11 protein-coding genes are annotated in these 14,312 nt (G+C 71.1%); 4 read left to right on the forward strand and 7 right to left on the reverse strand.

The genetic code is table 11. The features are described 5' to 3' along the window. Positions 1-152: 152 nt before the first annotated feature. A complete protein-coding gene (locus ACZ4M8_RS06540; RefSeq protein ID WP_467603873.1) occupies positions 153-1,178 on the reverse strand; it encodes an ATP-dependent 6-phosphofructokinase in 1,026 nt (341 codons plus the stop codon). A gap of 255 nt (positions 1,179-1,433) precedes the next feature. Between ACZ4M8_RS06540 and pta the strand changes: the two genes are divergently transcribed. Genes pta through pyk form a run of 3 tightly spaced genes read left to right on the forward strand, consistent with a single transcriptional unit; the run spans position 1,434 to position 6,265 of the window. Then, positions 1,434-3,524 (forward strand): phosphate acetyltransferase, encoded by a 2,091-nt coding sequence (gene pta, locus ACZ4M8_RS06545; protein ID WP_467603876.1) that lies wholly within the window; start codon positions 1,434-1,436, stop codon positions 3,522-3,524. Between the two features lie 44 nt (positions 3,525-3,568). Next, a complete protein-coding gene (locus tag ACZ4M8_RS06550) occupies positions 3,569-4,780 on the forward strand; it encodes an acetate kinase (RefSeq protein ID WP_467603878.1) in 1,212 nt (403 codons plus the stop codon). Positions 4,781-4,840: 60 nt separating this feature from the next. After that, positions 4,841-6,265, forward strand: a complete 1,425-nt coding sequence (gene pyk / locus ACZ4M8_RS06555) for a pyruvate kinase (RefSeq protein ID WP_467603881.1) — start codon at positions 4,841-4,843, stop codon at positions 6,263-6,265. Positions 6,266-6,338: 73 nt separating this feature from the next. Here pyk and ACZ4M8_RS06560 read toward each other — a convergent pair whose 3' ends face one another. From ACZ4M8_RS06560 to ACZ4M8_RS06575, 4 genes are all read right to left on the reverse strand, one after another. Then, entirely contained in the window at positions 6,339-7,667 is a 1,329-nt protein-coding gene (locus ACZ4M8_RS06560) for a hypothetical protein (RefSeq protein WP_467603884.1), read from the reverse strand. After that, positions 7,657-8,199: a DUF6114 domain-containing protein gene (locus ACZ4M8_RS06565; protein ID WP_467603885.1), complete on the reverse strand. Its 543-nt coding sequence runs from the start codon at positions 8,197-8,199 to the stop codon at positions 7,657-7,659. Before ACZ4M8_RS06565 ends, ACZ4M8_RS06560 begins: the two co-directional genes overlap by 11 nt. Positions 8,200-8,487: 288 nt before the next feature. Further along, entirely contained in the window at positions 8,488-9,105 is a 618-nt protein-coding gene (locus ACZ4M8_RS06570) for a DUF6230 family protein (RefSeq protein WP_467603887.1), read from the reverse strand. 600 nt (positions 9,106-9,705) lie between these two features. Continuing rightward, positions 9,706-10,671, reverse strand: a complete 966-nt coding sequence (locus ACZ4M8_RS06575) for a tetratricopeptide repeat protein (protein WP_467603889.1) — start codon at positions 10,669-10,671, stop codon at positions 9,706-9,708. A 327-nt stretch (positions 10,672-10,998) separates the two neighbouring features. On the opposite strand from ACZ4M8_RS06575, the gene ACZ4M8_RS06580 reads away from it, so the two are divergent. Continuing rightward, a complete protein-coding gene (locus ACZ4M8_RS06580; protein ID WP_467603891.1) occupies positions 10,999-11,643 on the forward strand; it encodes a TetR/AcrR family transcriptional regulator in 645 nt (214 codons plus the stop codon). A gap of 439 nt (positions 11,644-12,082) precedes the next feature. Here ACZ4M8_RS06580 and ACZ4M8_RS06585 read toward each other — a convergent pair whose 3' ends face one another. Both ACZ4M8_RS06585 and ACZ4M8_RS06590 read right to left on the reverse strand, forming a co-directional pair. Then, positions 12,083-13,783, reverse strand: a complete 1,701-nt coding sequence (locus tag ACZ4M8_RS06585; RefSeq protein WP_467603892.1) for an acyl-CoA mutase large subunit family protein — start codon at positions 13,781-13,783, stop codon at positions 12,083-12,085. Between the two features lie 154 nt (positions 13,784-13,937). Further along, positions 13,938-14,270 carry a DUF3817 domain-containing protein gene (locus tag ACZ4M8_RS06590; RefSeq protein WP_467603895.1) on the reverse strand — a complete coding sequence of 111 codons (333 nt, stop codon included), beginning with the start codon at positions 14,268-14,270 and terminating at the stop codon, positions 13,938-13,940. Positions 14,271-14,312 lie beyond the last annotated feature (42 nt).

Raw genomic sequence — 14,312 nt, forward strand, 5'->3', positions numbered from 1 at the left:
CTCCCTCTTCTGCTTTTGTTCCGTTCTCGCATGCTTGGTGCAGGCATTACCCCCTTCCCCGTCTCTATGGTCGTGCCTTTTTTTTCTCCCCTCTCCCCCCCCCCCCCCCCCCCCCCCCCCCCCCGCCGCCGTCCGTAGGTGAACAGGGCCGGTCAGAAGACCGACTCGGCCTCCCGCATCCGGTCGGCGGGGACCCGCTTCAGCTCGGTGACGGCGTCGGCGAGCGGCACCATCGTCACGTCCGTACCGCGCAGCGCCGTCATCTTCCCGTACTCCCCGCGGTGCGCCGCCTCGACGGCGTGCCAGCCGAAGCGGGTGGCGAGGACCCGGTCGTACGCGGTGGGGGTGCCGCCGCGCTGGACGTGGCCGAGAATGACCGGTCGCGCCTCCTTGCCGAGGCGCCGCTCCAGTTCGACGGCGAGGGCGTTGCCGATGCCGGAGAACCGCTCGTGGCCGTACTGGTCGATGGCGCCCTTCTTGTAGTCCATCGTGCCGGGCGCGGGGTGGGCGCCCTCGGCGACGCAGATCACCGCGAACTTCTTGCCGCGCGAGAACCGCTCCTCGACCATCCGGACCAGGTCGCTGACGTCGAACTCGCGCTCCGGGAGGCAGATGCCGTGGGCGCCGCCGGCCATCCCGGACTCCAGGGCGATCCACCCGGCGTGCCGGCCCATGACCTCGACGACCATCACCCGCTGATGCGATTCGGCGGTGGTCTTGAGCCGGTCGATGGCCTCGGTGGCGACGCCCACGGCGGTGTCGAAGCCGAAGGTGCGGTCGGTGGAGGAGATGTCGTTGTCGATCGTCTTGGGGACGCCGACGACCGGCAGTCCGGCGTCCGACAGCATCCGGGCGGCGGTCAGCGTGCCCTCGCCGCCGATGGGGATGAGGACGTCGATGCCGTGCTCGCGGGAGAAGTCCTTGGCGTTCTCGCACGCCTCGCGCAGCCGGGCGCGCTCCAGGCGGGCGGAGCCGAGGATGGTGCCGCCGCGGGCGAGGATGCCGCTGACGGCGTCCAGGTCGAGCTTGCGGTAGCGCCCGTCGAGCAGTCCCTTGAAGCCGTCCTCGAAGCCGATGACCTCGTCACCGTGGCCGGTCAGGGCGCGGTGCACGACGGACCTGATCACAGCGTTCAGCCCGGGGCAGTCGCCGCCTGCGGTGAGGACTCCGATACGCATCGTGCTCTGTCTCCTGTGCTCGCTGTCGGACGCGCGGCCGGTCCGATTCTTTCACGGGGCCCCGGGGCCCGCCCTCACCCGCCCGGCGCCCCGCCCTTCTCCGGGCCCGCCCCCTCGGGGAAACTGGGACGCGCGGCCTATCCAGAGCCGCGGGTATTGTCAAGAGGGCGAGCCCGCCATAACGGCTGTTTCCGACCCTACTCCGGCAGCCCCGCTGATCTGCCCCTGACGACAACGGATGGACGGAGAGCACGCGTGACACGCAGCGTGTATGTGACCGGTACCGACCGCGGCGACGGCCGTCAGGTCGTCGAACTGGGCGTGATGGAGCTGCTGACCCGTCACGTCGACCGGGTGGGCGTCTTCCGCCCGCTGGTCCACGACGGACCGGACCGCCTCTTCGACCTGCTGCGGGCCCGCTACCGCCTCACCCAGCCGGCCGCCTCCGTCTTCGGCCTCGGCTACGACGAGGCCGCCGACCTCCAGGCCGAACACGGCACCGACGCGCTGGTCACCCAGCTCGTCGAGCGCTTCCACGCGGTGGCCGGGGAGTACGAGTACGTCCTGGTCCTCGGCTCGGACTACGCCGCCACCAACCTGCCGGACGAGCTGAGCCTCAACGCCCGGCTGGCCAACGAGTTCGGCGCCGCGGTGATACCGGTCGTCGGCGGCCAGAGCCAGGAGGCCGAATCGGTCCGCGCGGAGGCCCGCAACGCCTACCGCGCCTACCACTCGCTCGGCTGCGACGTCGTCGCCCTCGTCGTCAACCGCGTCGCCCCCGACCAGCAGAAGGCCATCGCCGAGCGGCTGTCGGCCCGGCTGCCGGTGCCCTGCTACGCCCTGCCGGAGGACGGCGCGCTCTCCGCGCCGACCGTCGGGCAGCTGGTGCACAGCCTCGGCGCCGAGGTGCTGCTCGGCGACGACTCCGGGCTCGCCCGCGACGCCCGCGACTTCGTCTTCGGCGGCGCCATGCTGCCGACCTTCCTGAAGGCGCTGACGCCGGGCTGCCTGGTCGTGACGCCCGGGGACCGCGCCGACCTCGTCATCGGCTCGCTCGCCGCGCACAGCGCGGGCGCCCCGCCGATCGCCGGGGTGCTGCTGACCCTGGACGAGCGGCCCGGCCCGGACATCATGGCGCTGGCGAACCGGCTGGCACCCGGCACCCCGGTCATCTCGGTGCCCGGCGGCTCCTTCCCCACCGCCGCCGAGCTGTTCGCCGTCGAGGGCAAGCTGAACGCCGCGGCGCCGCGCAAGGCGGAGACGGCACTCGGCCTGTTCGAGCGGCATGTGGACACCGTCGAGCTGACGAACCGTATCTCCGTGGCCCGCTCCGGCCGGGTCACGCCGATGATGTTCGAACACGAGCTGATCGAGCGGTCCCGCTCCGGGCGGCGCCGGGTGGTGCTGCCCGAGGGCACCGAGGAGCGGGTGCTGCGCGCCGCGGACGTCCTGCTGCGCCGCGACGTCTGCGCGCTGACGCTGCTCGGCGAGGAGGAGACGATCCGCAAGCGCGCCGCCGACCTCGCCATCGACCTCGCGGACGCACAGCTCATCGACCCGCACACCTCCCCGCTGCGCGAGCGCTTCGCCGAGCGGTACGCCGAGCTGCGCGCCCACAAGGGCGTCGGCTACGAGCTGGCGTACGACGTGGTCGCCGACGTCTCGTACTTCGGCACACTGATGGTGCAGGAGGGGCTGGCCGACGGCATGGTCTCCGGCGCGGCGCACTCCACGGCGGCGACCATCCGCCCGGCGTTCGAGGTCATCAAGACAAAGCCGGACGCGCAAATCGTCTCGTCGGTCTTCTTCATGTGTCTGGCCGACCGGGTGCTGGTCTACGGCGACTGCGCGGTCAACCCGGATCCGGATGCCGAGCAGCTCGCCGACATCGCCATCCAGTCGGCGGCGACCGCCGCGCAGTTCGGGGTGGAGCCGCGGATCGCGATGCTGTCGTACTCCACCGGCACCTCCGGCTCCGGCGCCGACGTCGACAAGGTGCGCCGCGCCACCGAACTGGTCCGCAAGCTCCGCCCCGACCTGCTGGTGGAGGGCCCGATCCAGTACGACGCGGCGGTCGACGCGTCCGTGGCGCGCACCAAGCTGCCCGAGTCGGAGGTCGCGGGCCGGGCGACGGTGCTGATCTTCCCGGACCTCAACACCGGCAACAACACCTACAAGGCGGTGCAGCGCTCGGCGGGCGCCGTCGCCGTCGGGCCGGTCCTCCAGGGGCTGCGCAAGCCGGTCAACGACCTGTCGCGCGGCGCGCTGGTGCAGGACATCGTCAACACCGTGGCGATCACCGCGATCCAGGCTCAGGGCGCCCCGCCCGGTGCCGGTGCCGTCTGAACCGGCCCGTCCGCCCCGTCCCGCAACCCACCGGAAAGCGCTCCATGACTGCCAACCCCACCCGCGTCCTCGTCCTCAACTCCGGCTCCTCGTCGGTGAAGTACCAGCTGCTCGACATGGCGGACAGCGCCCGCCTGGCCGTCGGGCTCGTCGAACGGATCGGTGAGGAGACCTCGCGGCTGACCCACACCCCGCTGGCCACCGGCGGCGAACGGCGGGTGACCGACGGCCCGATCGCCGACCACGACGCGGCGCTGAAGGCCGTCGCCGCGGAGCTGGCCGCCGACGGGCTGGGCCTGGACTCCCCGGAACTGGCCGCCATCGGGCACCGCGTGGTGCACGGCGGGCTGAAGTTCACCGCGCCGACCGTCATCGACGAGGCGGTCCTTGAGGAGATCGAGCGGCTGGTGCCGGTCGCGCCGCTGCACAACCCGGCGAACATCACCGGTATCCGCACCGCGCAGGCGCTCCGCCCGGACCTGCCGCAGGTCGCCGTCTTCGACACCGCGTTCCACACCACGATGCCGGAGCACGCGGCCCGCTACGCCATCGACGTGGCCACCGCCGACGCCCACCGCATCCGCCGCTACGGCTTCCACGGCACCTCGCACGCCTACGTCTCCCGGCGCACCGCCCAGCTGCTGGGCAAGGACCCGTCCGAGGTCAACGTCATCGTGCTGCACCTGGGCAACGGCGCCTCCGCGTCGGCCGTCGCGGGCGGCCGGTGCGTGGACACCTCGATGGGGCTGACGCCGCTGGAGGGCCTGGTGATGGGCACCCGCTCCGGCGACATCGACCCGGCGGTGACGTTCCACCTCAAGCGGGTCGCCGGGATGTCCGCCGACGAGATCGACGACCTGCTCAACAAGCGCAGCGGACTGGTCGGGCTCTGCGGCGACAACGACATGCGGGAGATACGCCGGCGTATCGACGAGGGCGACGAGGCGGCGGCTCTCGCCTTCGACATCTACATCCACCGGCTGAAGAAGTACCTCGGCGCCTACACCGCGGTGCTCGGCCGGGTCGACGCGGTGGCGTTCACCGCGGGCGTCGGTGAGAACGCCGCCCCGGTACGCGCCGCGGCGATGGCCGGTCTGGAGGGCCTGGGCATGGCCGTGGACGCCGACCGCAACGCCGTACGGTCCGACGAGCCGCGGCTGATCTCCCCCGAGGGCGCCTCCGTCGCGGTCGCCGTCGTCCCGACGGATGAGGAGCTGGAGATCGCCCGCCAGACATACGCCCTGGTCACCGCCTAGCTCCGCGCCCGCCCCCGAGGGAATATTCCGCTCCGAAACAAAACCGATAGGATTCAGCCCATGCGCCGTTCGAAAATCGTCTGCACCCTGGGCCCCGCCGTCGACTCCTACGACCAGCTGAAGACGCTGATCGAGGCAGGGATGAACGTGGCCCGCTTCAACATGAGCCACGGAACCCACACGGAGCACGAGGAGCGGTACCACCGCGTCCGCAAGGCGTCCGAGGAGACCGGCCGCGCGGTGGGCGTGCTCGCCGACCTCCAGGGCCCGAAGATCCGCCTGGAGACGTTCGCCGACGGACCGGTGGAGCTGGTGCGCGGCGACGAGTTCGTCATCACCACCGAGGACGTCCCCGGCGACCGGACCATCTGCGGCACGACGTACAAGGGCCTGCCCGGCGACGTCTCCAAGGGCGACCCGGTCCTCATCAACGACGGCAACGTCGCGCTCCAGGTCGTCGACGTCGACGGCCCGCGGGTGCGCACCATCGTCATCGAGGGCGGTGTGATCTCCGACCACAAGGGCATCAACCTGCCCGGCGCGGCGGTCAACGTCCCCGCCCTGTCCGAGAAGGACATCGAGGACCTGAAGTTCGCCCTGAACATGGGCTGCGACATGGTCGCGCTCTCCTTCGTCCGCGACGCCAAGGACGTCCAGGACGTGCACCGCGTCATGGACGAGGTCGGGCGCCGCGTCCCGGTCATCGCCAAGGTCGAGAAGCCGCAGGCGGTCGCCAACATGACGGAGGTCGTCATGGCCTTCGACGCGGTGATGGTGGCCCGCGGCGACCTCGCGGTGGAGTACCCGCTGGAGAAGGTCCCGATGGTGCAGAAGCGCCTGGTGGAGCTGTGCCGGCGGAACGCCAAGCCGGTGATCGTGGCGACCCAGATGATGGAGTCGATGATCACCAACTCGCGGCCGACCCGCGCCGAGGCGTCCGACGTCGCCAACGCGATCCTGGACGGCGCGGACGCGGTCATGCTCTCCGCGGAGTCGTCGGTCGGCGCGTATCCGATCGAGACCGTCAAGACGATGTCGAAGATCGTCGAGGCGGCCGAGGAGGAACTGCTGTCGAAGGGGCTCCAGCCGCTGGTCCCGGGCAAGAAGCCGCGGACGCAGGGCGGCGCGGTGGCCCGCGCGGCGTGCGAGATGGCGGACTTCCTCAGCGGCAAGGCGCTGGTGGCGTTCACCAAGTCCGGTGACACCGCCCGGCGGCTGTCCCGCTACCGCGCGGCCCAGCCGATCCTGGCCTTCACCACCGACGCCGCCACCCGCAACCAGCTCGCGCTGAGCTGGGGCGTGGAGACGTTCGTGGTGCGGCACGTCGACAACACCGACGCGATGGTGGACCTCGTCGACGCGGAGCTGCTCAAGCTCCAGCGGTACAACGAGGGCGACACCATGATCATCACGGCCGGTTCGCCCCCCGGCGTCCCCGGCACCACCAACATGGTCCGCGTCCACCGGCTGGGCGGCGAGAGCTGATCCGGCGCCCCTGACACGGCGAACGGCGGTGGCCGCCCCGCACCGGGGGCGGCCACCGCCGTTCGCCGCCGTCTCAGCTGTTCTCGATGGTCTCGTGCAGACCGGGGACGTGCAGCGTGCCGCCGAACTGCCCCGCCTGGGCGAGCTTCACCTTGGTGAAGTACGCGAACGGGACGTTGATGGGCGGCGGGTGCTCCGGGTCGAAGACGATCGGGATCAGCCCGAAGAGGTTGCCCTGGAGCCGCTCGGTGTAGAGCGTGACCTGCCCGTCGCGGATGGTCGACGTGGAGCCCGGTGTGGACCGGACGTGGTACTTCAGGCCGTTCGGCCCGTCCACGATCTGGTGCAGGTCACCGATGTCGATCCCGCCGGCGGTGAACTTCAGCGCCTGCTTGGTCCGCCCGTTCGGCGTCCGGAGGTTGACCACACCCTTGTAGTCGAGGTCCTTCAGCGTCAGCGAGGTGGCTTCCAGGTGCCAGGGGTCGTTCGGGACGGTGGACGGCGGCTGCTCGTCCGTACCGTCCGACTTCTTCTCGACGACACACGGGAACGGCTTCTTCCCGTCCGCGTCCGGCGCACCGGCGCCGGTGGTGGGCGTGGCATCGTCGTCCGTCTTCCCGGTGGCCTCGTCCGCCGCGTCCTTCACCGGCTTCGTGACCTTGTCCACCGTGTCCCGTACGGGATCGGTGGCCTTCTTCCCGGGCTTCCCGCTCTCCTTCGACGGTCCGGCGTCCGGGGTCGGGGACGGCGACGGCGACGCGGCGTCCCCGCCGCTTCCCGCTGCGCCGTCCTTCGCTTCGGTGTCCTTCGCTTCGGTGTCCTTCGCGCCGCCGGGGGTGAGGGCGTCCTCGATCTTCTTGCCCCAGCCCAGCGGGTCGTACCAGGGGTTGCCGTCGTCGCCCGTGGACGGGGACGGCGACGGGGTGGTGGACGGGGACGTCCCGGAGCCGCCGCCGGACGGGGAGCCGGACGGTGACGGCGAGGCGCCGGACGACGGGCTGCCCGCTCCCGGCGCCCTCCCCGCCTTCCCGTCCTCGCCGGCCTTCCCGCCGTGCTGCTTCTCCTTCGCGGCCTTCTCCTCGGCCGCCTTGTCCTTGGCCGCCTTGTCCTTCGCAGCCTTGTCCTTCGCAGCCTTCTCCTCGGCCTGCGCCTGCTGCTCCTGCTTGTCCGGAGCGGTGACGCACGGACCGTCCTTGAAGGGGCTCTCGGGCGCCGGTTTGGCCACCGCCAACTGGGGTGTGAACCCCATGCCCATGAGCACGGCGGACGGCATCGCGGCGATGGCTATCGCCTTGCCCGCGGGCACGTGGAACCGTGTCAGCAGCGGCTTCTTCGGCGCCGCGTGCCTCGGTCCGGATCTCGCCCCGGCGGCTGCGTTCTCGTGCAGCTCGTCACCCGGCACGGTGCCTCCCGTTCGTTCCGTTGGTCGGGCTCGTTCCTGACAGGTCGTCCAGTCCGTCGCCCGGCCCCGGAGCCGCACCGGCCGTGACCGGCTGCCCTCCGGCCCGTGCGCCTTCCGGCCCGCCGCCCTCCGCCGCCCGGCCCGGCGCCCAGGAGACGCCGAGCGCCCCGCCGAACAGTCCCAGCAGGAAGCCGATCAGGAAGGCACCGAAGTTCGAGACGACCAGGGAGACGAGGGACAGCAGGATGGCCGCCACCCCCGCGAAGACCCGCGAGGCCGGCTGGAACCACAGCGTCAGGCCGAGGACGACCAACAGCACGCCGATGATCAGCGATCCGGCACCGGCGGTGGTCGCCATCCGCACGGTCAGCGAGCCGATCGTGAGGTTCGCATAGGGGAAGTACATGATCGGCAGACCGGCCAGCAGCGTCAGCAGGCCGGCCCAGAAGGGGCGTTGCCCGCGCCACTGCCGGAACGCGAGACGCTTGTGTCCGAGGTTCTCGTTCAGTCGTGGTCGCGTATCGGCGCTCATGCCATACCTTCGCTTCGCTCGGCCCCGCGTGCCCGCGGCGCGCTCCGTTCCCTGTTCCGCTCACGAAGCGCGTGTATGCCGTACCCTCGCTCCGCTCCGCCCCGCACCCGCGGCGCGCACCTGACCATGTCTCGCTCGCGAGGTTCGCTCATGCCGTACAGCTCCTCGGGACTGGCACATCGGTGGTTCTGGGCTGGACTGGATGACTGCTGACGCCATCGGCGGACAGGCGCGGGGTCACCACGGCGGGACCGTGGCCCCGCCCCCCGCGCCCGTACGCTCAGTGCGTCAGTAGCACTCGCTCTTGCCCTTGGTGACCTTCATCTGCAGGCCACTCAGCTTGAACGTGCCGGCCGTGGTCGCCCACGCCGTCTGCCTGACGCCGGTCAGCGTGGCCGTGTCGGCTTCCTGGGCGAACGAACCGGGATCGGCCTTGTCGCCCTTCTTCATGCCGGGGCCCTTGGACGACGATCCCGCGGCCACACCGATGTTGATGTTCTTGAAGGTCGCGTCGGCCTGCAGCTGATCGAGGTCGATGTAGAGGTTCTTCGCCACGACCGGTGTGCCACCGCCGCCGGCCATGAGCTTCATCGACACATCGCCGAAGACCGGCACCGGCACGACGACCGACTGGCACAGGTTCTTGATCTTGGCGTCGGAGAACGCCGAGACCGCGACCGGTACCTGCTTGCCGTCCTTCTGGGCGTCGACCGCTCCGTACTGGACGAAGCCGGTGCCGTCCAGCCGGTCGGTGCTGACCTTGAACTGCTGGCCGGACACGCTGAACGATGCCGCGAGGGCGCCCTGCGACAGGGCGACGCCTATCGCGGCGGTCGCCGCGACGCTGGGCACCATGACGACGGCGAACCGCTTCCATCTGGTCCCGCCACGAGCCAGGGACTCCATGACTTTCCTCCTTCTCGGACGTACATCTCCGGCACCGGCGGACCCGTAGGGGCTCCGTGGTACCCGGGATGGGAGAAGTGCTACGTCCTCGGGAAGGAGAGCGCCGTGCCCGGAAGGCGCGAGCCGTTCCGGATACCGGCGATCACCCCCGAGCGACAACCACTGGCCACGCTCTCGCGCAACCTGCTGGACAGGCCCTGCCGTTGACGGCGGGGACCCCCCTGTCCAAGGCCGGCAGCAGGGGCCGCCGACCACTCGGTGGGGACCCATCTGCCCGTGGTGCCGGCCGGCTGCCGGACTGAGGGAAATGGACCGAGCGTGGCCGATCGTGGTGCATTCCCCGCCGCCGCACAAGGGGTTCGTTACTTGCGGGTAACGGGCAGATCACCGGGCCGCGACCGACCGATATCGCACAGGCACACAGCGTTGCGACGCCAGTCCCGGAAATACGGGGCATTACCGACTACATGCCGACACGCCACCCCGTTGGACTTACTGCGAGTAACAGCGGCCACGATTACCAAGATTTGGTAAAGCGTGGCCGCTGATCGTTTCACCCGGTCGGTGTACGTACCGGCCGCCGGACGGGTCCCGAGGCCCTCAGAAAAGGACCCGGGCGAGCGCGGTGCGCGCCGAGACGACCCGCGGGTCGTCCCCGCCGATCACCTCGAACAGCTCAAGGAGACGCACCCGCGCGGCCTCCCGGTCGTCACCGGCGGAGCGCTTGACCGTGTCGACGAGACGGCCGAAGGCGTCCTCGACATGACCGCCGACCAGATCGAGGTCGGCGGCGCGGATCTGCGCCTGCACATCGGCCGGGCTCTCCGCGGCGGCCTTGCGGACGTCGGCGGGGACGAGGTCCTGCACCCGCTGCAGCAGTTCGGCCTGGGCCAGCCCGAGCTTCGCCTCGGGGTTGGCGGGGTCGTCGGAGAGGACGTTCTTGTACGCCCGCACGGCGCCGCCCAGATCACCGGCGTCCAGCGCGGCACCGGCGGCAGCGAGCGCCGCGTCGTACGGACCGGCCGGGGCCTCGGCGGGCGCCGGGGCCTTTGCGCCCTGCGGGCCGACGGGGGCACCGACGATGCCGAACTGCTGCTCGGCGGCCTGGATCAGCTGGTCCAGCACCTGGCGGATCTGCGGCTCGGGGGCCGCGCCCTGGAACAGCGGGACGGGCTGCCCGGCGATGACCGCGAAGACCGCGGGGATGCCCTGCACCCCGAACTGCTGGAAGAGCATCTGGTTGGCGTCGACGTCGACCTTGGCGAGCACGAACTTCCCGGCGTACTCACCGGCCAGCCGCTCCAGCAGCGGGCCGAGTTGCTTGCACGGCTCGCACCATTCGGCCCAGAAGTCGAGAACGACCGGCACTTCGGTGGAGCGCTGGAGGACGTCCTGCTGGAAACCGGCCTCATCGACGTTGAACACCAGGGGGGTGCCGGCGGCGGGCACCTCGCCCGTACGCGCCGCTTCGGCGCGCGCCTGCTCGGCCTTCTGCTTCGCCTCCCCGGCGGCCTTCACCGCTGCGAGGTCGACGACTCCGCTCATGGACATGTTGCGTGGCTGCATGGGTCCATCCTCCCCCCTGAACGGCCCGTTCCGGAAAGCGATACGGAAAATCCGGCCCGAGGGCCGCACCGGATCCTCTTCCCGGGTGCTCGGGCCGTCCGTACACTCCGCCGGTGTGCGGTGCACGGCCGGGCCTGGCGCCCGATGCGAGCCTCTCGCGAGGCCCTTCCTGTGGCCACGGGTCCCCACCCGGGCCGGTGTGATCATCGCTCTTACGCTACGGGTCGTAGCGTAACTGGTGACGGTCCCGCGGCGGCACCCCTCACCGGAAAGCCACCGCCGTGATCTGCCTCACGAGCCGCACCGGAAAAGGCCCTACTGGCCGGTATGGTCGCCCGCATGCCGCACTCCTGCCCCCGGAAGCGCCGCACGGGCCGCCCGCGCAGCGCCGAGACCGACCGCGCGATCCTCGACGCCGCGCGGGCGGCCCTGGTCGATCTGGGCTGGGGACGGTTCACCATGGGCGACGTCGCCACCCGCGCCGGGGTCGCCAAGACCACGCTCTACCGCCGCTGGGCCAACAAGAACGAACTGGCCGTGGACGCCGTCGCGGTCCTCTTCGACGAACTGGAACTCCCCGACCGCGGCAGCCTCCAGGCCGACATCGAAGGCGTGGTCCTCCAGTTCGGCCGGCTGCTGGAACGCCCCGAGACGAAGACCGCGCTGATGGCGGTGGTCGCCGAGTCCACCGCCGACGCGGCGCTGCGCGAACGCATCCGGACCACCATCGTCGACCGGCAGATCCGGCTGGTGATCCTCGGCCGCGAACGCGCCCAGCAGCGCGGCGAACTCCCCCCGGACCCGCCCGACCCCGAAGGCACCCACGCCGCCGCCGAGACCGTCGGCCTGATCTTCGACGTCATCGCCGGAGCGATCGTCCACCGCACCCTGGTCTCCGCCGAACCGGTCGACCCCGCCTGGGCCCGCCGCCTCGCCACCATCCTGCTGACGGGGCTGGCGGGGGTGGGGTGAGAAGGGGCGGGGGCCGGGGGCTGATCCCTTAGGGCTGATCCCGTAAGGGTCCGATGCCCCCCTTGGGGGCCCAACTACCCGTCGGACCGGCGGATTCAACGCTTCCACCCGGCGTCGCACGACACCGCACTCCACCCGGCCGGCACCGCCCCGCTCCGGGCCCTACCCCGAACGGAGCTGCCCCGCCGGCCACGGAAGACCGCGAGAAAGCCCCGCCCGGCCCCCCCCGAGTCGGGGGGGCCGGGCGGGGCTTTTCGCCGTATGTCCGCCTGGCTCGGGCGCGGGACCCCGACCCGCCCTCCCGTACGGAACGCCGAAGACGCTCCCCAACCCGGGCCGACCCCGTGCAGCGCGTAGCGGACGGCTACGGGGAGGGAAGGAATCGGGAGGTGGTGGCAAGGAGCCGGGGAGGCGCGGCCGGGGAGGCCGCGCCTCCGCTTCAGAACCCGGCGGGCTCGGTGTAGACCCCCCACTCGTCCCGGAGGGCGTTGCAGATCTCGCCGAGGGTGGCCTCGGCGCGGACCGCCTCCAGCATCGGTTCGATCATGTTGGTGCCGGTGCGGGCGGCGGTGAGCATCGCGTCCAGGGCGGCGGTGACGCGGGCGTCGTCGCGGGCGGCCTTGCGGTCGGTGAGGGTGCGGACCTGTTCGCGTTCGACCTCGTGGCTGACGCGGAGGATCTCCAGGTCGCCGGTGACCGAGCCGTCGTGGCAGTTGACGCCGACGACCTTCTTGTCGCCCTTCTCCAGGGACTGCTGGTAGCGGAAGGCGGATTCGGCGATCTCGCCGGTGAACCAGCCGTCCTCGATACCGCGCAGGATGCCGGAGGTGACCGGGCCGATGGGGTGCTGTCCGTCCGGGACGGCCCGGGTACCTCGCTCCTTGATCTGTTCGAAGATCTTCTCGGCGTCCGCCTCGATCCGGTCGGTGAGCTGCTCGATGAACCACGAACCGCCCAGCGGGTCGGCGACGTTGGCGATGCCGGTCTCCTCCATCAGCACCTGCTGGGTGCGGAGCGCGATCTCGGCGGCCTGCTCACTGGGGAGCGCCAGGGTCTCGTCGAGGGCGTTGGTGTGCAGGGAGTTGGTGCCGCCGAGAACGGCCGCGAGCGCCTCGACGGCGGTGCGGACGACGTTGTTGTAGGGCTGCTGGGCGGTGAGCGAGACACCGGCGGTCTGGGTGTGGAACCGCAGCCACTGGGCCTTCTCGCTGGTCGCGCCGTAGACGTCGCGCATCCAGCGGGCCCAGATGCGGCGCGCGGCGCGGAACTTGGCGATCTCCTCGAAGAAGTCGAGGTGCGCGTCGAAGAAGAAGGACAGGCCGGGGGCGAAGGTGTTGATGTCCAGGCCGCGGCTGAGGCCCAGTTCGACGTAGCCGAAGCCGTCGGCGAGGGTGTACGCCAGCTCCTGCGCGGCCGTCGCCCCGGCCTCGCGGATGTGGTAGCCGGAGACGGAGAGCGGCTTGTACGCGGGGATCTTCGCCGCGCAGTGCTCCATGAGGTCGCCGATCAGCCGCAGGTGCGGCTCGGGCGGGAAGAGCCACTCCTTCTGGGCGATGTACTCCTTGAAGATGTCCGTCTGGAGGGTGCCGTTGAGGACGCCGGGGTCGACGCCCTGGCGTTCGGCGGCGACGAGGTACATGCAGAAGACGGGGACGGCGGGGCCGCTGATCGTCATGGAGGTGGTGACGTCGCCGAGCGGGATGTCCTTGAAGAGGATCTCCATGTCGGCGGCGGAGTCGATGGCGACGCCGCAGTGGCCGACCTCGCCGAGCGCACGCGGTTCGTCGGAGTCGCGGCCCATCAGCGTCGGCATGTCGAAGGCGACGGAGAGGCCGCCGCCGCCCGCCTCCAGGATCATCTTGTACCGCTCGTTGGTCTGCTCGGCGTTGCCGAAGCCGGCGAACTGGCGGATGGTCCAGGTGCGGCCCCGGTAGCCGGTGGGGTGCAGCCCCCGGGTGAAGGGGTACTCGCCGGGCCAGCCGATCCGCTCGAAGCCGTCGACGGTGTCGCCGGGGCGCGGACCGTAGACGGGCTCCACGGGGTCGCCCGAGAGCGTGGTGAAGTCCGCGTCGCGCTTGCGCGCGGAGTCGTACCGGGCCTGCCAGCGGCGGCGGCCCTCTTCGATCGCGTCGGCGTCCATACCCGCGAATTTACTAGGACGTCCAAGTAATTGTCGATGGCAAGCGCCCCCGATGTCCCCCTGATCGCTCCCCTAGGGGCGTCCACCGCCCCGGACAGCGCGAACGCGCCCGTCCCCGGGCGGGGAGGGCGCGTGGCGGCGTCGGTACGGCGGATCAGACCTTGACCGGCTGCGGTGGCGCGTCCTGGAGCTGCGGCCGGATCTCGGCGACGACCTGCCGCTCGACGAAGAACGCGGCGGTCGGGATGGTGCCGGCGATCAGCACCCACACCAGCTTGCCGAACTTCCACTTCGCCTTGGAGCCCAGGTCGAAGGCGAAGACGAGATAGATGATGAACAGCACACCGTGGATCTGGGAGACGACCAGGGTGAGGTCCTTGCCCGCACCGAAGCCGTACTTGGCCACCATGCAGGCGCACAGGACGAGGAGCATGACGGCGGTGGCGTAGGCCATCACCCGGTACCGGGTCAGGACGCTGGGCTTCATGCCCCCGAGCGTAACCGGACCTCCTGGGGCGATCTTCGCCGC

The organism is Streptomyces sp. NPDC027185 (genome assembly GCF_055567035.1).

Excerpts from the sequence above, each read along its gene's own strand:
- ACZ4M8_RS06540 (WP_467603873.1), bottom strand. The coding sequence starts at position 1,178 with ATGCGTATCGGAGTCCTCACCGCAGGCGGCGACTGCCCCGGGCTGAAC.
- ACZ4M8_RS06550 (WP_467603878.1), top strand. The coding sequence starts at position 3,569 with ATGACTGCCAACCCCACCCGCGTCCTCGTCCTCAACTCCGGCTCCTCG.
- pyk (WP_467603881.1), top strand. The coding sequence starts at position 4,841 with ATGCGCCGTTCGAAAATCGTCTGCACCCTGGGCCCCGCCGTCGACTCC.
- ACZ4M8_RS06565 (WP_467603885.1), bottom strand. The coding sequence starts at position 8,199 with ATGAGCGCCGATACGCGACCACGACTGAACGAGAACCTCGGACACAAG.
- ACZ4M8_RS06570 (WP_467603887.1), bottom strand. The coding sequence starts at position 9,105 with ATGGAGTCCCTGGCTCGTGGCGGGACCAGATGGAAGCGGTTCGCCGTC.
- ACZ4M8_RS06575 (WP_467603889.1), bottom strand. The coding sequence starts at position 10,671 with ATGCAGCCACGCAACATGTCCATGAGCGGAGTCGTCGACCTCGCAGCG.
- ACZ4M8_RS06580 (WP_467603891.1), top strand. The coding sequence starts at position 10,999 with ATGGTCGCCCGCATGCCGCACTCCTGCCCCCGGAAGCGCCGCACGGGC.
- ACZ4M8_RS06585 (WP_467603892.1), bottom strand. The coding sequence starts at position 13,783 with ATGGACGCCGACGCGATCGAAGAGGGCCGCCGCCGCTGGCAGGCCCGG.
- ACZ4M8_RS06590 (WP_467603895.1), bottom strand. The coding sequence starts at position 14,270 with ATGAAGCCCAGCGTCCTGACCCGGTACCGGGTGATGGCCTACGCCACC.